We start from the raw sequence: 18,039 nt of genomic DNA on the forward strand, positions 1-18,039 counted from the left end.
AGATGCAAACGGGTAAACATCTTAAAATAAATTACCTCTAATTTTAAAATCAAGAAATTATGGAAACATACACAGAAGAAGTTGGAAGTAAATTAAACAACCTACTAGAAAAAAATTATGATGCTGAAAAAGGCTATAAAGCCGCTGCTGAAAATGTAAATCATTCAGGGCTTAAAAATTATTTTTCAAGAAAAGCAGAGCAAAGACGCACTTTTGGACACGAGTTAAAAACTGAAATTAAATCTTTTGGACAAGATGTAAATAAGGGTGGTAGTGCTACTGGTGCTGTACACCGCACCTGGATGGATGTAAAATCGTGGTTGTCTCAAGATAATGAAGAGTCTATGTTAGAAGAGGCGATTAGAGGCGAAAAAGCTTCTGTAGATGAGTACAACGAGGTTTTAAACGAAACAAGTTTACCAGGAAGCACAAAGTCAGTATTATTAGCTCAGAAAAATCATATTGAATCCGATTTATCTGAAGTGAAGTCCTTAGAAAGTTTAAAATAAGGAACAATTTAGATTTAGTTAATTAATTTGAGCGGAGCACCTATTCTAAAACGGAATAGGTGCTCTTCTTGTTTAGTCCAAAGCTTTATGAATAGTCTTGAAAGAACCATCTAAAAGGCTTGAGTTTAGCTTAAAAATGAATTGAACTAAGGCTTTGCTAATGAGGTAGTTTTTTTAGGGTATCCGATAATTAATACCAGTGAAAACAGCGTACTTGCGAGAAAGAAAAAGAAGATGTTTTATAAGGTATCAAATACATCCCGTTTAACTGATCTAGAAACTGCGTTTCAGGCCAAATTTAAATATCCGTTTTTGTACCAACCAACCCCCATGATCAATGGATTAACTGAAGCCACTTTACCAGTGATAACAAAAGCAGCTCCCAATCGCATTGACTATGCCATTTGGGGACTCTTACCAGCCGATTACAAAGAGAACTGGAGTCATTTTCAGAATCTAAGTAATACCCTAAATATTTCTATTCACGATTTTAATCATTTAAATTGGATTACGTCAAGCATTCAAAACCAGCGCTGTGTGGTATTAGTTTCTGGCTTTTTTACATCATATCTCTACAGTGGTGAAATTTATCCTTTTTACGTGTATCAAAAAGATCACAAACCCTTTGCGTTGGCAGCTATTTATTCGGTTTTAAATGATGGTTTTTTATCCTTTAGTTTGGTGACCTCACCAGCTAAAAAACACGATATAAAAGATATTCATAATCTAAGCGCTAACCTGCCTATTGTTATTGAAGCCAACCGCTATAAAGATTGGTTAAACTATAATGTAGATTTAGCAACTTTTGGTTCGGGAAAAATTGGCGATATCGATTTAAAGGCGCATGCCATATCTAAGATGCTTTACAACCATCAAATTTCAAATCAGCAGATTTTAGAGCCAGCCTACTATAATGATCTTCCTATTTTAGCAATAGGATAAGAAGAATATAATTTCCGTTTGAAACTCAAGATTTAAGGTAACGTGTTTGCTTTTTTTATCTAATCAGTTAAATATTATATTAAGTTGTAATTCGGTTAATATCAAAAGCGTATGAGCAAAAGGATCTCCTTATTAAATGCCATCTTTGTAGGGAAGGTTAGATATTCTAATCTCATTAACTAAAACCAAAAAAATATGTTACGTTGGACAATCACATTCGTTATAATTGCAATCATAGCTGCTATATTAGGTTTTGGCGGAATTGCAGGAGCCGCAGCAGGAATTGCTAAGATTATCTTTTTTATCTTTATAGTATTATTTGTACTCTCTTTATTAAAAGGTGTATTGAAGAAATAATACCTCATTATATAACATTACAAAGCCTTGTAGAACAGTAGTTCGCAAGGCTTTTTTTTATATCACGGAAATCGGTGATAAAAGAACCAAAATTCAGGAGTATATTGCCATCTTAAATTTCTAAGTATTGTATAGGGATCTTTAAGGCTAAAGAGATCTATGAAATGTTAACCTTAAGAATTTGCTAAAGAGATGCCCCTAAAAAAAACAGTTTTTCTGCTTTTAAGTATGGTCTGTTTATCAGTATCTGCTCAAAAAGTCTACGATACCTTTACAGCGTTTGGTGAAATCCCTCAAGTGGTGGAGAATGAGCTCTATGTAAAATTGAATACGGCTGAAAATCAAGAGCTACGGTTTCAATATTTAGATACCATTGCACAAATTTACTTAAAAGCAGGGCATGCCGATTCTTTAATGCATTATGGTAAACGCATAAAAAATGATGCGTTTTACCGAGAGACTACAGCTGAAAGTAAGATGTATTATAGATTAAAAGGTCTGTATTATGAAGGAGTTGCGGCTCAAAAAATGGGCTTATTAGAAGCGGCGACTGAATCTTTTATTGAAGGAATAGAAAGCTCAGAATCTGGGTCATCCATCCACAATTATTTAAAATTAAGACTCGCAGAGGTGTATTTGAGCAAGGGGGAATTAGAGAAAGCAAAATCGCTTTTAGAAGAGTTGCCTCAAGAGAAATCTCCACATCATTTTTACCTGAATAATATCTTGATTAAGAGCCGTTATTTAATGTATTATGGGGATTATGATTTAGCCTCTGAGATGATGAACGAAGCTTTAACAGAAAGTTTTATTGAAGACTTTCCAAAACTTCGGTTAGAATTAAACCTTAATTGGTCGGAATTAGAGTTAAGACAAGGCGAATTTCTTAAGGTTCTTGACAGTACAAACGCGATAAAGAAAGAAGCTTTAGAGCTTGGATTTTATGACCTTTATATTCAAGCTTGTTTAGATATTGGTTATGCTAATGCCATGCTTAATGAATTTGAAGTAGCTCAGGTGGTTTTAACATCGGCTTATATTAATACCATTCAATGGAACCGATTAGAATTACAACAAAAGGTTATCGGGGACTTGGTAAAACTCTATAATGCTCAGGAAGATTATAAAAATGCGTATAATTTAATAACGCAATACCAACGTGTAAGTCGGGAAATTGACAATAATCAAAATGAACGTTTAGTAAAAGATTTAGAGTTAAAGTATGAAACGCTAAAAAAGGAAAAGGAGATCAGTCAGTTACAAGAAGATCAGATATTACAAGAAGCAGAAATTGAACGACAAAAAACCATTCAGTATGCCTTTTTAATTGGATTTTTAGTCATTCTCATTCCTATCATACTATTACTTATTGTTTATTATCAAAAACTACAGACGCAAAGTTTACTCAATGCACAGCAAGAAGCTATAAATCAGCAAGAGGTAAAAACCTTATTGCAATCGCAAGAACTTGATTTGGCTAAAAACACCATTGCAGTACAATCTAAAGAACGCGATAGAATAGCTCGAGAATTGCACGATAGTATTGGTGGTAATCTCGCCGGCATAAAATTAAAGATGAATAGTTTGTTTGATCAGCAACCCGAATTTAAACAAATCTTAAGTCTCTTAGATACCACCTATAATGAAGTCCGAGAAATATCGCATAGTTTAATTCCTAAGGAGTTTGAAGGATCGGCATTTACAGATTTAGTGAGTAATTATATTTACAATATTAATGAAGATTCTACCGTAAACATGCGCTTTGAAGCTTTTCCAAGCGATGAGGTTAACGCTATGGCTATTGGCCTACAAGTATCTTTGTATAATATTATAAAAGAATTGGTTACCAATGCGTTAAAGCATGCGCAAGCCAAAGCTATAAATGTGCAAATTACCTCCTTTGAAGAGGATCAAACCATTGAACTATTGTATGAAGATGATGGTGTAGGGTTTGATGTAAACCTTCTAAAAAAAGGTATCGGATTAAAAAATATGGAAAAAAGAGTCACTACTTTTAAGGGAACTATGTCCATAGATAGTACTCCAAATAGAGGTACTGTTATTAGTATAAGCTTACCACAATCGTAATTTATGAGTGCAACATATTCTATCATTATTGCTGATGATCATGCCATGTTTTTAGATGGGCTAACCAGTATTTTATCCGAAGAAAAATCGATAAAAATTATACTTACAGCTAAAACAGGAACACAGGTTTTAAAGTATCTCAGAATCAATAAAGACGAAAAAATTGATTTGGTAATCACGGATATTAATATGCCAGAAATGGATGGTGTAGCTTTAAACCAAGCCATTAAGTTCGAGTTTCCCCAAATAAAAACCTTAGTGGTGAGTATGCTAGAGGAAGCTAAAAAAATCAAACAACTTACAGAGGCCAATGCCAACGGGTATATTTCTAAAAATGCAGAGAAAACAGAACTGTTAAATGCAATTACCAACATTTTAGAAGGCGATAATTATTTTTCACCACGTATTAAACAAGTGTTGATGGAAGCCATGTTTTCTGAAAAATCTAGTCCTGAAATTGCTTTAACTAAGCGAGAAACCGAAGTCTTAAAATTAATAGCCCAAGAGTTCACTACACAAGAAATCGCAGACCAATTGTTTTTGAGTAAACATACCATTGAAAGTTACCGTAAAAATTTAATTTCTAAGTTGGGAGTGCGAAACCTTGCCGGACTTACACGTTATGCTGTAGAAAAGGGATTGTTAGCGTAACAATGAAAAGCTTTCCGATAGTATTGGTTTGCCGCTAATATGCTGTTTTCTTTCTTAACCATTTAAAGGGTATCCCTGAAAACAGGGGGATGTTTCTACGGCTTTCCGTCTATTGTAGCGCTATTGATTTGGTGACCTTTGCATCAGAACAATAACCAAAACATAGAACGCATGATTTACGGAATTACTTTAATCTTTTTAAGCATCATCGCGGTGCCTTCTCTTATTTTATCCAAAAAACCTAATGCGCAAGAGCTTTTAGACAAAGTGGCGCCTTATCAAGCCTGGATTGGTCTTGTGTTTTTTATTGTAGGAATTTGGGGAGTTATTTCCACATTACTTAATATCGGATGGTTATCTAGAGCACCAATTTGGTGGGTTACCTTATTAGCAGGAAGTGTCGTAGAAGCCACACTCGGGTTTATGCTCGGATTTAGTATGATTAATAAACTTATTCTCAGTAATAATGCTGCAGCCCAACAAAAAGCCGTAGCCGTAAGAGGAAAATTAGCACCAATATTAGGGCAATTCGGAATTTTTGGACTGCTTGTGGGAAGTTGGATGATTGTAGCGTCCTTATTATTTTCCATTTAGTACCAACATAAATTACCTCATATAAAACCTTCAGATTTAAACAAAAAAATAACATATTATGAAACAATTAGCTTTAGCATTCTTATTAAGTTTTTCAGCAGTAGTCCTTGCACAACAGGTGCCTCATCAACGATTAATTAGCGTTAATGGTATTGCAGAAAGTAAATCGCCCACATTGACTTATAAGACCGATGTAACCTTAACAATGGACAATAATTATTACGGAGAAGGCCCTTATAATACCTTAGCCGAATTAAAAACCAAGTATTATGAAACCCTTACAGATTTAGGAATTGATACCTCTAAATTTGTAGAAGATCCGTTGGCTTACGCGGCTACAGGTTATAGAAAAGAGGGTGTTGTCCTTAGGTTTGAAACTAAAGATGAAGCTGAAATTTTAAAAGTAACCGGTGTAAGGATGATTCAAGTCTTACCTTCTTATGTTCAGGTTAAATCTGAAATTTCTGAGGCACAATTAGAACACTTAATGACTCTTGCTTTAGAAGATGCTAGGAAGAATGCGGATCTTTTAGCGAGCACTATGGATGTGAAAATTAAGGATATTCATACTGTAGTTACTAATTACGATCGTAGTACTTATTGGATGTCTCCATCTTCAGATTTAGATTACATTAGAGTGACGGTGAGCTATACCCTAAAATGAAAAGTGCAAACACCAGCTTTAAAGTCTGCGGAACACCTATTGTAAAGTAATTCGCAGGCTTTTTTATGTTTAATTTTAGCAGTGCTTATTCTACCCGTTGGTAGTTTTCAGAATAGATGCGGTTGCCGTCTTCGTCTAATTCAATTTGCTGAAACTGGTCAGGACCTGTTTTTATTTCAAATTCAAATTGTTTTCTTTCAGCAATCACTTCATCCATCACTTCAGATCCAAAATCTAAGACTTCCGTAAGCATATTATCTTCATATTTGTAAGTGCCATAACCAAACCATTCTGAAGAATCTGCAGGTTTATACTTACACCACATAACCTTGGTATCGGTGTACATTTTTAATTGTCGCGATTCTGAATTGGTTTTAAAGGAATCGACAACCCTATTGTCTTTGTAGTTGTAAAATCCAACTAATTCCCAAGTACCATTAAGTTTTAAAGGCTTCGGTTTCACAACCGTTTCGGTGTCCATCATTGCTGTAGGTGATTCTGTTTTATCTTTGCAAGAAGATATAAACACAAAAACAAGACTAAAAGTTAAAATAAGATATCTCATAATTTCTAGGTTTTTGCTATTAGACCCCTATAAATTACAAAATTAAACGCACAAATAGGGGGTATTTAATATATTTATACCACTATAAGTACTGTTAATAACTTATGTGTAAGGATTTAATCAAAAAAACTACTTTTGTTTTGTGAGCTTTTATTTCGTCTTTTGTAATTATAAGATGTTCTGAGAGCCCTTTAAAATTTTAAAACTACAAGATATGTCAGATACAATAGAAAGAGTAAAATGTTTAATTATAGGTTCAGGACCTGCAGGATATACTGCTGCAGTTTATGCATCTAGGGCCAATATGGCTCCTGTTTTATATCAAGGAGAGCAACCAGGTGGGCAATTAACCACGACTAATGATGTTGAGAATTTTCCGGGATATCCAGAAGGTATTACTGGACCTGAAATGATGATGCAATTACAAAAACAAGCCGAACGTTTTGGTACTGATGTAAGACATGGTTGGGTTTCTAAAGTCGATTTCTCTGGTGAGATCCATAAAGCTTGGATTAATGGCGAAAAAGAAATTCATGCTGATACCATTATTATTTCAACAGGAGCGTCTGCAAAATATTTAAACTTACCTTCAGAACAAAAATACTTAAAACTAGGAGGCGGTGTTTCTGCTTGTGCCGTGTGTGATGGATTTTTCTACAGAAACCAAGAGGTGGTTATCGTAGGCGCAGGAGATTCTGCTTGTGAGGAAGCACATTACCTCTCTAAACTTTGTAAAAAAGTAACCATGCTTGTTAGACGTGATGAATTTAGAGCGTCTAAAATTATGGCGAAACGTGTTATGAATACCGAAAATATTGAGGTCTTATTTAACACGGAAACGGAAGAGGTTCTTGGAGATGGACAAGTCGTTACCGGAGTAAGAGTCTTTAATAATAAGACTAATGAAAAGCATGATATTGAAGCGACAGGCTTTTTTGTAGCTATTGGTCACAAACCGAATACTGATATCTTTAAAGACTTTTTAGATTTAGACGAAACGGGATATATTGTTAATGCTGTACCAGGTACAAGTAAAACTAATGTTGAAGGGGTATTTGTTAGTGGTGATGCTGCAGACCATGTATATAGACAAGCTATAACCGCTGCAGGAACAGGTTGTATGGCCGCCTTAGATGCGGAACGTTATTTAGCAGCTAAAGATGCCGACTTTGAAGTCGCAACCTCCAGTTATAACTAAAAGGTCCAAATCCTTTAAATAAATAATAGCCGAAGTTAATCACTTCGGCTTTTTTATTGCCAAATTCTTAGGGATTTTGTTAATGTTTTGTGGAATTTTCAGACATGATTTTTGTCATAATTTAAGTTTACTAAATTCTGAATCTTTGCAGCAACACAAAAACAAATAACTATGAATAATGTAATGAAGTCAAGAATTTTAATTCTACTCGTATCTGTAAGCAGTCTGTTTTCTGTTCAGGTTGCAACCTCTCAAAATTATATTTTAAATAATAGTAGCTCTACTTTAGAAGTGCAAGGCACCTCGTCTTTACACGATTGGACTTTAGAAACTGAAGACCAATCTGGGAAGCTTGTTTTAGCTGAAGGTGATGCTTTTAATATAAGTACACTTAACTTATCTGTTGTTGCAGAAAGTTTAAAAAGTGGGAAGTCTGCCATGGATAAAAACACTTATAAAGCTTTAAAAACGGATGATCACAAAACCATGCTTTTCAATTTGGTTTCGGTTAAAGAAATCAAAACAGTATCAGCAACGTCTTATAAGGTTAGTGTTTCAGGAAAAATGACCATTGCAGGGGTGACCAAAACAATAAGTGTAGATATGACGGCAAATCTTCAAGGTTCAAATGTGATCTTAGAAGGAAAGAAAACTTTTAAAATGACCGATTTCGGTATCGATCCTCCTAAAGCCTTATTAGGAACCATAAAAACGGGAGATGAGATTACCATCGCCTTTAAATCGACATTCAACAAACAATAAAAATCAATTCAAACAACGATAACTTAAAAACAATTAATTATGAAATCAGTATTCAAACTAGCAACGCTTGCCATTGCAATAATGATGGCATCTACAATAGGAGCACAAACGACTAATCCTAGAGATTTAGATAACTACAGGCAACCCGACCAACGTGGTATCAATGTTTTTGAACCTCAAAAAGATACTTTAACCACTTTTGACAATTTACACGTAAGAATTGGAGGGTCTTTTGCACTTCAATATCAAGCGCTAAACAATGAAAATTCAGGAGCTGTTGCCTTACAAGAAATAGGAAGTAACTTTAACTTAGCTACAGCGAACTTAGATTTAGATGTTGCACTTTTTGATGGTGTAAACATGCACTTAAGAACCTATTTATCTTCTAGACACCACCATGAACCATACGTAAAAGGAGGTTATTTTCAAGTTGATAAATTAGACTTCATTTCTAAAGGTTTTATGGAAGATCTTATGAAAAAGGTAACCATTAAAATTGGTCATATGGAAAATAACTATGGTGATGCGCACTTTAGAAGAAGTGACAACGCACAAGCGATCTATAATCCATTTATCGGTAACTTAATCATGGATTCATTTACTACAGAAGTGGGTGCTGAGGTGTACTATAACACTGGTAACGGATTCTTCGGAATGTTAGGCTTTACTAACGGAAAATTAAATCAAAGTGTAGAAGAATCTAACGGAACTAGTGGAGGTGCTGCCTTATTAGCGAAAGTAGGTTACGACAAACAAATTTCTGAAGACTTAAGGTTTAGATTAACAGGATCTTTATATAATACAGGGTATGCACAAAATGTATATTTATATTCTGCAGATAGAGCAGGGGCGAGATACTACAGTGTAATGCAAGATGCATCAGCAACAAGTGATAACTTTAGAGCGGGACGTTTTGATCCGTCTTACGGAAACCAAATTACAGCGGTAATGATTAACCCTTTTGTAAAATATGGTGGCTTAGAATTCTTTGGTACTGTTGAATTAACATCTGGAAGACGTCTTGCAACAGAAACTGAAAGAAGAAATACAGAGCAATATGCAGGTGAAGTAATTTACAGATTTGGACCTCAAGAAAAAGTATTTGTAGGGACACGTTACAATATGGTAAATTCAGAGTTAGCAAGTGGAGATGATGTTAGCATTAACAGATTTCAATTAGGTGCAGGTTGGTTTATGACTAAAAACGTACTTATGAAAGCAGAATATGTTAACCAACAATATAATGATTTTGCAGCAGGAGATATTCTTGAAGATGGTCAATTTGATGGAGTTATGCTTGAGGCTGTGATTAGTTTCTAGGGAGTTAGTTAATTTAAAGGCCTTTATTTTTTGAAATAGAGGCCTTATTTTTTATTTTTAAACTATGATTCGGATCATTTTATTTTTCATTTTAGTATGCTCAGGACCTCAGTTTCTAGATTATAACTATAATAACAATGAAACTAAGGAATCAGTAGTTGTTTTATCTTCTGAAAGTTTTCTGAGAATTAAAGGTAAAACCAATGTGAGCTCTTTTGAGTGTCAGTTTGATATGTCGTCAATTTCAGAAGTAATAAAAATTAATTACAGAACGCTCGACAATAAAATTAAATTTGAAGACACAAAATTAGTGCTTCCTAATGTGGAGTTCAATTGTGGGGGGAAAGCCATAAACAAAGACTTTAATAAGTTATTGAACACCGCAGAACACCCAAAAATTACCTTAAAATTAAAAGAGATTTCTAACCTAGAGTCTCAAAGTCAAACCCTGACGGCTACCATTGAAATTACGATAAGTAATGTCACCAGACAATACAAAACACCTATTAATTTAGCTCAAGATCAAGACTTACATGTTAACGGAGTGCTTCCTTTAAACATTAATGATTTTAACTTAGAAGCGCCTACAAAAATGTTGGGGATGGTTAAAGTGTCTCCTCAAATTGAAATTCAATTTTCGCTTAAAATGTTAGAATCCTAATTATAGATTTTAGCGCTTTTTTTTCTGAAGTTTAGCGGTATCTTCAAACTTTGTAATGGCAATTGCCGCCGTTCCAAATAGGTAAACTTCACTATTTCCAGAGGCTGCAATAGTAATGTTGTCTAATACAGAAATGGTTAAGTCGCTACTATCTTCTAAGGTGACTTCAGACGTGTTGACATCAAATTTAGAACCGTTAAAATTGGTAGACGTATCCATACGGATTACAGAACTGTTGGCAGCGCCTTCAATAACCGCATCTGCTCTTAAATACAAATCAAAATCAGCCACTTTGCTATTCACTAAAGCATCGAGTTTACTGTTGTCCGTTAATTCTATTTTAGTGGTAGTGGCGGTAAGGTTTAATCTTGTTTTAGATTTTCCTGAACTCTGGTAGGTAAAATTTTTCGCATTAATATTTAAATAGGCTCTAGAGTTGTCTGCTGTAATTAAGATTACGTCTCCCAATTCCATAGACGTTAAGGATCTAATTTCGCCATTTCCTTTAGTTTCAATCGTTTTTAAGCCATCGCCGTAGTTTACGGTAATGTTTAATTTCTTCTTTGAAGTAATGCGCTTCGTTTCTGTAAATTGAAGCACACCATCTACAACGTTAAAATCTATAACTTCGTGTAAGTTATCATCAGCCTCAATGTTTACTGAAGGTTTACTATTATAAACTACTTCAATTGAAAAGTCACCGTTTACAATAATAGAGTGGAAGTTATCCACGTAGGTTTGCTTTAAGGTAACGTTTCGGTCGCCTTTAATTTTATCGTCCGATTGCGCTGTTACGGTTGTTGCTACAACCATTAAAAACAGAAAGTGTAATACGTTTTTCATAGTCTTGTTTTACTGTCCTTTATAAGACACAAAGCGCCATAGTAACGTCACTTATTTTCAGTTTTGACATGCTTATAACGTTCCGATGGTCAATAATAGTGATTTCTATTTAATTCTGGTCTAATATCAGAGATTAAACTAGAATATACAAAAATCATCCCAAACTTAATAAAGAATGAAAATTATAAGTATCTCATAGAGTTTCATAAGTTTAACACTTTGGTTGTCATAAAAAATAGTAAATTGTTCAAAGATTTTAGCGGTGAAGGGCTACCCTTTAGGCAAGGAAGCTTAAGCCGATTAAAATAATGTAATTAAGAAGAATCCGTTTATTGTGCTAATGGTGATAATTTAAAAAAAGAAATGTAGCTTAGAAATGACTTCAAACCACACTGAGAATATTAGTCAAATTTTAGAAAAGGCTTACGAAACGCGAATTAAAGATGTCTCTAAGAGTATTACTTTAACTCAAAAAGCGCTTCAATTAAGTGAAACTAAAAACGACGATCAGTTAATAGGGGAATGCTTAACGCAATTGGGCTTGTTCTATATGATTATTGCAGAATTTGAAAAGTCTAATGCGCTATCTAAAAAAGCCCTTCAAATTTATAAAGATCTTAATTATGAATTAGGGATTGCCAATGCGCGCTACAATCTGGGGAGTGTATTTTATAAGACCAATGATTTTTATAGTGGATTAGTACAGTTATTAGAAGCTCTTAAAATTTATAAAAAAGAAGAACATTGGCCAGGAATTTGTAAAACGGAAAAGGCTGTTGGTACTATATACGAATACATTGGCGATAATGACAATGCGCATAAAATTTATACCAATGCTATAGAAACCGCTATAAAACTAGGCGATAAAAAATTAGAATCTAATATTCTTAATAACCTTTCAGGGCTTTATTTAAAGAAGAATAAAATAAAATTAGCCAAAGAAAAAATTGAGCGTTCCATTGCCTTAAAAAAGGAAAGTAAGGATTATCGTGGTTTAGGTTTTGCCATCTATGGGCGTGGTAAAATCCATTTAAAAACGGAAGCTTATAGAGAAGCCAAGCAAGACTTTTTTGATGCTTTAGATATCCATATGGAAGTTAATGAACAGTTTGGTTCGGCCATGTGTTTATCTAAACTAGGTAAAATGTATAATTGTTTACAGGATTTTGAAAAAGCAGAATACGTTTTAAAGGCGAGTATAGAAATTGCGGAAAGTATTAACTCTACGATGGTTAAAATTAAAGGGTATCAGTTACTCTCTAATATCTATAAAGCCCACCGCAATCACCATGATGCTCTAAAATATTTAGAACTATATGTCTATGAAAAGGAGCGTATAACCCAAACACAGACCGTAAAAGTTATTGAACATTATGATCTGATTAACCAGATGAATAAGCTAGAAAATGAGGCCCGTATTCATAAGGAAAAACAAAAAGCCTTAGATATCATTAATAAGGAAGAAAAAGAAGCTGTAAGATTAAGGCAAGAGTTTCTTTCTATTATGAGTCACGAAATTAGAACCCCGTTAAATGCCATTACTACCATAATTTCAATTTTAAAGGACAATATTGTTAACGCCGATAAAGAATTGTTTAAGAGTCTTCAGTTTGCCTCTAGAAATTTAATTAATACCGTAAATGACACCTTAGATTTTACCAAACTAGATTCTAATAAGTCGGTTTTAGAAGTCCAAAACGTAAATTTGAAGACTTTATGTTCTAATATTATTGCACTACATAATAACAACGCTAAGCTCAAAGATTTAGATTTGGTGCTAGAAAGTGGTATTCCTGAGGATCGCTATTATTCTTTAGATCAGCCTAAGATTGGTCAAATTTTAGGAAATTTAATTAGTAATGCTATAAAATTCACGCATCGTGGTAAAGTTGTTTTAACCACCACATTAGTCGCCGAAGACAAAGTTTACGATACGGTTAAGTTCAGTGTTTCAGATACAGGAGAAGGTATTTCTAAAGCTAATATTGATGTTATTTTTGATAGTTTTTCTCAAATTAAACCAGTGACCACGAGAGAACAAGGCGGAACAGGTCTAGGCTTAGCCATTGTTAAAAAATTAGTAGAGCTTCATCAGGGAGAAATTGTTGTAGAAAGTACCCTTAATGAAGGGTCAGAATTTCATTTTACCCTACAACTGAAAAGGGTTAAAAATGTAGTGGAAGAAGAACATATCGATTACAGTCAACTCGAAGGAAAAACCGCTCTTATTGCAGATGATACTTTAATTAATGCTTTACTTATGAAGAAAGTATTAAAAAAATGGAAGGTCAGTTCGGATTTGGTAAAAGATGGGAAAGAGGCAGTGGAAGCCGCAAATATAAAAGCTTACGATTTTATATTAATGGATATTCATATGCCTAATATGAATGGTATTGAGGCGACAAAGCTTATAAAATCTCATATGAATAAAAATACCAATACGCCTATTTTTGCGGTCACTGCAGATGTGCAAACCAACGAACATGAAGAGAATAGAGCCTTATTTGATGCTATTTTATGGAAGCCTTTAGAAATAAAGAAACTCTATGTGGCCCTAGCCAAGAAATCTAATTTTGAAAATGCGTAATGCTGTTCTGCTGAAGTGATATAAAAAAACCATGGAGAAACTCTAACAGGATCTGTTAGGGGTATCGCCATGGTTCTAAAATTGGTTTAGTGTTTTTTGATACTTCCAGCAGAATTATCAGAGGCACTTACAGTTTCCGGATTCCCGTAATAGGTGATGTCTCCACCGCTTGTAGCATTAGCCGTTAATGTTTTGGAGGCGTACACTTCAATATCAGCCCCACTAGTAACACTAGCTACTGCAGTTTCTGAAATTAACTGAGCCGCTTCAATATCACTTCCGCTCGTAGCTTTAGCAGCAAAATGTTTAGTGCTTCCGCTTAACTCAATATCACTACCACTGGTGGTCGTACAGGTAAGGCTATCGGTCTTAACTTCTAATTTAATATCAGCCCCACTCGTACTTTCTAGTGTTAATTGTGAAGTTTGAATCAGGTTTTTACCCCATACATCACTACCACTAGTGGCTTTAATCGCTTTAATAGAATTGAAACTCAACCGTACTTTTTTTAACGTAGATCGTCTTATGTTTTCCGTGGTGTAAATGTTTAATACGCCATTTTCTACAGACGTTTCAATGAAGTCTTGAAGGTTGGTATCGGTTTCTACCGTTAAAGAAACCGCTTCAGATTGCGTCAATTGTAAATCTAAACCATTACTGATTTTAATGGCATCAAAGGGTTCGTTAATGGTACGTTCAGATATAACAACGTGTCCATCGCCATCTATTCCTTTTCCTAAATTGCAAGATAGAAATAAGCAACTAACAAGGCCTATGGCGATAATTTTAGTAAGTGTGGTCATAATTTCTGTTTGTTTTTTGATTGATGTTATAAATTTAATTATTAATGAGTTAGCTTAAAAATGAACGGGATGAATTGTTGAATTTTAAGTCTCAACTGTGATTTTAAGGTGTGCTAGGTTGTTCTGTAGTGGTATTGGGTGTATTAGGTGTTGCTGGCGGCTCCACTTCCAAAGTCGTGTTTACCGTAATGTCCTCCTCAGTTTCTTGTTCTATAATCTCTTCATCGGCATCTACCTTAAAGGGTTTGGCACAATCCAAACATTCCGCTTCGTCTTCTAAAACTTTAAAATAGTTGTCTTCCATATCTTGTTTTAAAATGTTTTTTACGGAGACGTTATATCTAGAAAATCGAGACACATAATCATCTAAGGAAAATACGCTGCCTTCAGGAAGATAGATGTATAAGTCAATGTGCTGGTCGCTAAATTTATTTTCAGCATCCGTTACCAAAAAGGCATCTAAACGCAATTCATTACCTATGACTTTGTAATTATAAGTTATATTTTTAGCTCTTGTGGCTGCTAAGTCATAACTACTCCCTTCAGCATAAGCATTAATTTTTATAGAGGCCAAAGAATCTGTGGTCGATTTGATTATTACCCGAATGTCTGTTGTTGAAATTAGACTTTGGTTGTTGTCGGTTGGACTAATTTTATAATCATAGTAGTTTTGATACAGATGCTTGTTATAAGTGTCATGACTCATCATTTTTATCTTCAATGTATCACCGGAAGTAATATTTAAAGGTTCCTCTACTTGAGTAATGTTGGCATCATAAGCTTGTTCTGTGGCTTGCCTTATACCAGTGATGATAAGGCCTATTATGGCCATAATCCATAACCCCAATAAGGTGAATTTAGCAATGTTTCCTATCGATTTTAAATTGTTGACTAAAATCTTTAACCCAATATAGAATATAAAGAAGAATGGAATTCCGATAGCCAAGAACAAGAGTAAAGACATCAACCAAATTGGGAGGTTCGCAGCATTAGAGGCATTAATAAAATCTAAGCCAGGGAAATGAATAGCATTGGTGATTCCTATGGTGAAAAAGGCTACGATTAATGCAATAATGGTACTTATTCCGATAAATATTAAAAGGATACCGATAAATTTTGCAATGGTTTTTAGGACGAATAAAATAAGGGTACCAATAGTACCAAAAAATGATTGTGAGCTCGATTTTAATTTACTGCTTTGTTTCTGAAAATCGACATTTTTAACCGATTCTGAAATGTTGTCTGAAACATGATCAAAACCTTCTTTTAATTTGTCGCCATGTTTTTTTAAATCGACATTTTTTAAGTTTTCAGAAACCGTATCAATCCCATCTTTAATTTTTTTTTCGATGTTACTGATATTTACAGGATCGCCGGTCATGGTTAATTTTTCAGCGGTCGTTTTGGCTTCAGGAATAAGGGCCCACAGTAAAATATAGAGTAAAACTCCAGTACCTGCACTAAAAAATAGAATAACCCAAATGAGCCTAATCCATAAGGCATCCAAGCCAAAATAATGACCCAATCCTGCGGCAACACCACCAATATAAGAGTTGTCAGTATCTCTATACAAGCGACGTACAGCTCTTGATTTTCTGTGGTCTTGTTGATGAGGTTCATCGTCAAAAATTTCGTCGTCTACCAAATAATCTTCAGGTTGCCCCATTATGGTAATGACTTCGTCCACTAAGGTAAGACCTACAACTTGTTTTTCATTTTGTATGCGTTCTGAAAATAATTCTGCAATTCTAGCTTCAATATCGGCTATGATTTCTGATCGCCCTTGAGAGTCTGTAAATGAACGTTTTATAGCCTCAAGATAGCGCGATAATTTGAGGTATGCATCTTCATCAATGTGGAAGAATATCCCTGCTAAATTTATATTGACTGTTTTATTCATTGTTTTGTTTTTTTGTGTTGGTAACTAGGTTTACAGCATTTTGTAATTCATTCCAGGTGCTGTCTAATTCGGTAAGAAAAAGTTGCCCTGTTTCGGTAAGTCCATAATATTTTCTTGGTGGCCCCGAGGTTGATTCTTCCCAACGATAATTAAGTAATCCTGCATTTTTAAGTCGGGTTAAAAGCGGATAAATTGTGCCTTCAACCACAAGCATTTTAGCGTCTTTTAGAGTGCCTAATATTTCGGCAACATAAGCATCTTCATTCGCGAGAATAGATAAAATGCAATATTCTAAAACACCTTTTCGCATTTGTGCTTTTGTGTTTTCTATTTTCATACTTGTCTTCTAATTTTTTTAAGCGTCTTAGCAGCATCGAGTTGTGCAGAAGGCTTATTTGAGATTAAACTGTTCATTTTTTGATGGATTTGATTATTGATGAAATGAATTCTATTGAATTCTAAACTTGTATTATTTTAAAAAATTGATAGTTAACGGATATTGAAAAGACTTGCCGTCTCTTGCGGTTAAACTGGCCTTAACAATTAAAGCCAATTCAATAATAAAAGCGATAACGGCTAAAACCCCTAAGCCGCCTCCTATATATAATAAGGCCGAGGGCTCACCTAAATCGATATTAAAATTGTTTAAACCATTATAATGGATCACATCGAGACCACTAAAGACTTCAAAAATAAAAAAGGGAACACTTAAGGTGCCCAAGATAATGGCGTATAGAAAAACGCTCATCTGAAAATTGATGGCTTGTTTCCCGTGGAAATCTATAAATACCGATTTGTTCTTATTCGCTGCCCATAAAACAAGGGGACCAATAAAATTTCCGAAGGGAATAAAAAACCTTGAAAAGGTAGAAAGGTGAATTAGCGTGGCGACGTTTCTATGGTGGTTCTCAATCATTTTAATATGGATATAATAGTTTCTTATACAAATATATGTCTTTAAAAAGGTAGTATGTTACGCATAGTACTTAAAATTAACATTTTATTAACATTTGTGTAGGCTAATTTTTTCATTTAAATAAGTGGGATAGCAGTATAAAAGTCAGTAACTTGTTGTCAAAACAAGTAAACTAACACTTATGGTTATTTCTCCATCAAAACTTAATACCTATTTAATGTTTAAGCTTCCTGCCGCCTTTTTTACTGGGGTGCGTACAAAAGCCTTAAATGAGAATTCTTGTGTGGTTCAGGTGAAACATCGTTGGGTTAATCAAAATCCTTTTCAGTCTATGTTTTGGGCGGTTCAAGGTATGGCGGCAGAACTATCTACTGGCGCTTTAGTGATGACTAAGATCAAAGCTAGCCGACGTCCAATCTCTATGTTAGTTGCAAGTAATAATGCTACATTTTCTAAAAAAGCCACGGGGGTGATTACCTTTACCTGCCAAGAGGGCCAGCGTATTGATGCCGCCATAGAAAAAGCGATTGCTTCAGGCGATGGACAAACCGTATGGCTCAATGCAAAAGGGGTTAATAAAGAAGGGGTAGAGGTTTCCGATTTTAATTTTGAATGGACACTTAAACTGAAAACAAAATAATTAAGACCGATTATTTTAGTGATTTATATAGTCTTCTAG

At 34.5% G+C, this 18,039-nt stretch carries 19 protein-coding genes; 13 read left to right on the top strand and 6 right to left on the bottom strand.

Annotated elements, in window-relative coordinates:
* The first annotated feature begins 59 nt into the window (after positions 1–59).
* The 7 genes from DFQ08_RS06430 to DFQ08_RS06460 all read left to right on the top strand — a co-directional run bounded on the left by DFQ08_RS06430 (position 60) and on the right by DFQ08_RS06460 (position 5,805).
* The gene (locus DFQ08_RS06430; RefSeq protein WP_114308990.1) at positions 60–509 is read left to right on the top strand and encodes a ferritin-like domain-containing protein; all 450 of its coding nucleotides are present in this window, start codon (positions 60–62) and stop codon (positions 507–509) included.
* 234 nt (positions 510–743) lie between these two features.
* A complete protein-coding gene (locus DFQ08_RS06435; protein ID WP_114308991.1) occupies positions 744–1,451 on the top strand; it encodes an SOS response-associated peptidase family protein in 708 nt (235 codons plus the stop codon).
* Between the two features lie 195 nt (positions 1,452–1,646).
* Entirely contained in the window at positions 1,647–1,808 is a 162-nt protein-coding gene (locus tag DFQ08_RS06440) for a DUF1328 family protein (protein WP_114308992.1), read from the top strand.
* Between the two features lie 192 nt (positions 1,809–2,000).
* Entirely contained in the window at positions 2,001–3,896 is a 1,896-nt protein-coding gene (locus DFQ08_RS06445; RefSeq protein WP_114308993.1) for a sensor histidine kinase, read from the top strand.
* A 3-nt stretch (positions 3,897–3,899) separates the two neighbouring features.
* On the top strand, positions 3,900–4,547 hold the full coding sequence (locus DFQ08_RS06450) for a response regulator (protein ID WP_114308994.1): 648 nt from the start codon (positions 3,900–3,902) through the stop codon (positions 4,545–4,547).
* Positions 4,548–4,718: 171 nt separating this feature from the next.
* Positions 4,719–5,141: a hypothetical protein gene (locus DFQ08_RS06455; protein WP_114308995.1), complete on the top strand. Its 423-nt coding sequence runs from the start codon at positions 4,719–4,721 to the stop codon at positions 5,139–5,141.
* Positions 5,142–5,199: 58 nt separating this feature from the next.
* Positions 5,200–5,805, top strand: coding sequence for a hypothetical protein (locus DFQ08_RS06460; RefSeq protein ID WP_114308996.1), 606 nt, complete (start codon positions 5,200–5,202; stop codon positions 5,803–5,805).
* Between the two features lie 85 nt (positions 5,806–5,890).
* On the opposite strand, the gene DFQ08_RS06465 is transcribed toward DFQ08_RS06460, so the two are convergent.
* Positions 5,891–6,370, bottom strand: a complete 480-nt coding sequence (locus tag DFQ08_RS06465; RefSeq protein WP_114308997.1) for a hypothetical protein — start codon at positions 6,368–6,370, stop codon at positions 5,891–5,893.
* A gap of 214 nt (positions 6,371–6,584) precedes the next feature.
* On the opposite strand from DFQ08_RS06465, the gene trxB reads away from it, so the two are divergent.
* The 4 genes from trxB (at position 6,585) to DFQ08_RS06485 (ending at position 10,311) form a co-directional block, all read left to right on the top strand.
* Entirely contained in the window at positions 6,585–7,568 is a 984-nt protein-coding gene (gene trxB / locus DFQ08_RS06470; RefSeq protein ID WP_114308998.1) for a thioredoxin-disulfide reductase, read from the top strand.
* A gap of 171 nt (positions 7,569–7,739) precedes the next feature.
* Complete coding sequence (locus DFQ08_RS06475; protein WP_114308999.1) at positions 7,740–8,330, top strand: YceI family protein; 591 nt, start codon at positions 7,740–7,742, stop codon at positions 8,328–8,330.
* A gap of 39 nt (positions 8,331–8,369) precedes the next feature.
* On the top strand, positions 8,370–9,650 hold the full coding sequence (locus DFQ08_RS06480; RefSeq protein WP_114309000.1) for a hypothetical protein: 1,281 nt from the start codon (positions 8,370–8,372) through the stop codon (positions 9,648–9,650).
* 64 nt (positions 9,651–9,714) lie between these two features.
* Positions 9,715–10,311 carry a YceI family protein gene (locus DFQ08_RS06485; protein WP_114309001.1) on the top strand — a complete coding sequence of 199 codons (597 nt, stop codon included), beginning with the start codon at positions 9,715–9,717 and terminating at the stop codon, positions 10,309–10,311.
* 9 nt (positions 10,312–10,320) lie between these two features.
* Here DFQ08_RS06485 and DFQ08_RS06490 read toward each other — a convergent pair whose 3' ends face one another.
* Entirely contained in the window at positions 10,321–11,154 is an 834-nt protein-coding gene (locus DFQ08_RS06490; RefSeq protein WP_114309002.1) for a GIN domain-containing protein, read from the bottom strand.
* A gap of 376 nt (positions 11,155–11,530) precedes the next feature.
* On the opposite strand from DFQ08_RS06490, the gene DFQ08_RS06495 reads away from it, so the two are divergent.
* Positions 11,531–13,741 (top strand): tetratricopeptide repeat-containing hybrid sensor histidine kinase/response regulator, encoded by a 2,211-nt coding sequence (locus DFQ08_RS06495; RefSeq protein ID WP_114309003.1) that lies wholly within the window; start codon positions 11,531–11,533, stop codon positions 13,739–13,741.
* 86 nt (positions 13,742–13,827) lie between these two features.
* Here DFQ08_RS06495 and DFQ08_RS06500 read toward each other — a convergent pair whose 3' ends face one another.
* The 4 genes from DFQ08_RS06500 to DFQ08_RS06515 all read right to left on the bottom strand — a co-directional run bounded on the left by DFQ08_RS06500 (position 13,828) and on the right by DFQ08_RS06515 (position 17,360).
* Positions 13,828–14,544, bottom strand: a complete 717-nt coding sequence (locus DFQ08_RS06500) for a head GIN domain-containing protein (RefSeq protein WP_114309004.1) — start codon at positions 14,542–14,544, stop codon at positions 13,828–13,830.
* 103 nt (positions 14,545–14,647) lie between these two features.
* Positions 14,648–16,444 (bottom strand): PspC domain-containing protein, encoded by a 1,797-nt coding sequence (locus tag DFQ08_RS06505; protein ID WP_114309005.1) that lies wholly within the window; start codon positions 16,442–16,444, stop codon positions 14,648–14,650.
* A complete protein-coding gene (locus DFQ08_RS06510) occupies positions 16,437–16,781 on the bottom strand; it encodes a PadR family transcriptional regulator (protein WP_114309006.1) in 345 nt (114 codons plus the stop codon). Before DFQ08_RS06510 ends, DFQ08_RS06505 begins: the two co-directional genes overlap by 8 nt.
* A 132-nt stretch (positions 16,782–16,913) precedes the next feature.
* Entirely contained in the window at positions 16,914–17,360 is a 447-nt protein-coding gene (locus DFQ08_RS06515) for a DUF4870 domain-containing protein (RefSeq protein WP_114309007.1), read from the bottom strand.
* 181 nt (positions 17,361–17,541) lie between these two features.
* Between DFQ08_RS06515 and DFQ08_RS06520 the strand changes: the two genes are divergently transcribed.
* Positions 17,542–18,000 carry a DUF4442 domain-containing protein gene (locus DFQ08_RS06520; protein ID WP_114309008.1) on the top strand — a complete coding sequence of 153 codons (459 nt, stop codon included), beginning with the start codon at positions 17,542–17,544 and terminating at the stop codon, positions 17,998–18,000.
* Positions 18,001–18,039: the final 39 nt, after the last annotated feature.

Origin of the sequence: Winogradskyella arenosi (assembly GCF_003337305.1) — a bacterium.
GTDB classification, from domain to species: domain Bacteria; phylum Bacteroidota; class Bacteroidia; order Flavobacteriales; family Flavobacteriaceae; genus Winogradskyella; species Winogradskyella arenosi.

Bases quoted from the DNA above. Each gene is read 5' to 3' on its own strand.
- DFQ08_RS06480 (WP_114309000.1), top strand. From the start codon at position 8,370: ATGAAATCAGTATTCAAACTAGCAACGCTTGCCATTGCAATAATGATG.
- DFQ08_RS06465 (WP_114308997.1), bottom strand. From the start codon at position 6,370: ATGAGATATCTTATTTTAACTTTTAGTCTTGTTTTTGTGTTTATATCT.
- DFQ08_RS06500 (WP_114309004.1), bottom strand. From the start codon at position 14,544: ATGACCACACTTACTAAAATTATCGCCATAGGCCTTGTTAGTTGCTTA.
- DFQ08_RS06445 (WP_114308993.1), top strand. From the start codon at position 2,001: ATGCCCCTAAAAAAAACAGTTTTTCTGCTTTTAAGTATGGTCTGTTTA.
- DFQ08_RS06455 (WP_114308995.1), top strand. From the start codon at position 4,719: ATGATTTACGGAATTACTTTAATCTTTTTAAGCATCATCGCGGTGCCT.
- DFQ08_RS06435 (WP_114308991.1), top strand. From the start codon at position 744: ATGTTTTATAAGGTATCAAATACATCCCGTTTAACTGATCTAGAAACT.
- DFQ08_RS06510 (WP_114309006.1), bottom strand. From the start codon at position 16,781: ATGAAAATAGAAAACACAAAAGCACAAATGCGAAAAGGTGTTTTAGAA.
- DFQ08_RS06520 (WP_114309008.1), top strand. From the start codon at position 17,542: ATGGTTATTTCTCCATCAAAACTTAATACCTATTTAATGTTTAAGCTT.
- DFQ08_RS06505 (WP_114309005.1), bottom strand. From the start codon at position 16,444: ATGAATAAAACAGTCAATATAAATTTAGCAGGGATATTCTTCCACATT.
- DFQ08_RS06475 (WP_114308999.1), top strand. From the start codon at position 7,740: ATGAATAATGTAATGAAGTCAAGAATTTTAATTCTACTCGTATCTGTA.
- trxB (WP_114308998.1), top strand. From the start codon at position 6,585: ATGTCAGATACAATAGAAAGAGTAAAATGTTTAATTATAGGTTCAGGA.
- DFQ08_RS06450 (WP_114308994.1), top strand. From the start codon at position 3,900: ATGAGTGCAACATATTCTATCATTATTGCTGATGATCATGCCATGTTT.
- DFQ08_RS06460 (WP_114308996.1), top strand. From the start codon at position 5,200: ATGAAACAATTAGCTTTAGCATTCTTATTAAGTTTTTCAGCAGTAGTC.
- DFQ08_RS06515 (WP_114309007.1), bottom strand. From the start codon at position 17,360: ATGATTGAGAACCACCATAGAAACGTCGCCACGCTAATTCACCTTTCT.
- DFQ08_RS06485 (WP_114309001.1), top strand. From the start codon at position 9,715: ATGATTCGGATCATTTTATTTTTCATTTTAGTATGCTCAGGACCTCAG.
- DFQ08_RS06495 (WP_114309003.1), top strand. From the start codon at position 11,531: ATGACTTCAAACCACACTGAGAATATTAGTCAAATTTTAGAAAAGGCT.
- DFQ08_RS06430 (WP_114308990.1), top strand. From the start codon at position 60: ATGGAAACATACACAGAAGAAGTTGGAAGTAAATTAAACAACCTACTA.
- DFQ08_RS06490 (WP_114309002.1), bottom strand. From the start codon at position 11,154: ATGAAAAACGTATTACACTTTCTGTTTTTAATGGTTGTAGCAACAACC.
- DFQ08_RS06440 (WP_114308992.1), top strand. From the start codon at position 1,647: ATGTTACGTTGGACAATCACATTCGTTATAATTGCAATCATAGCTGCT.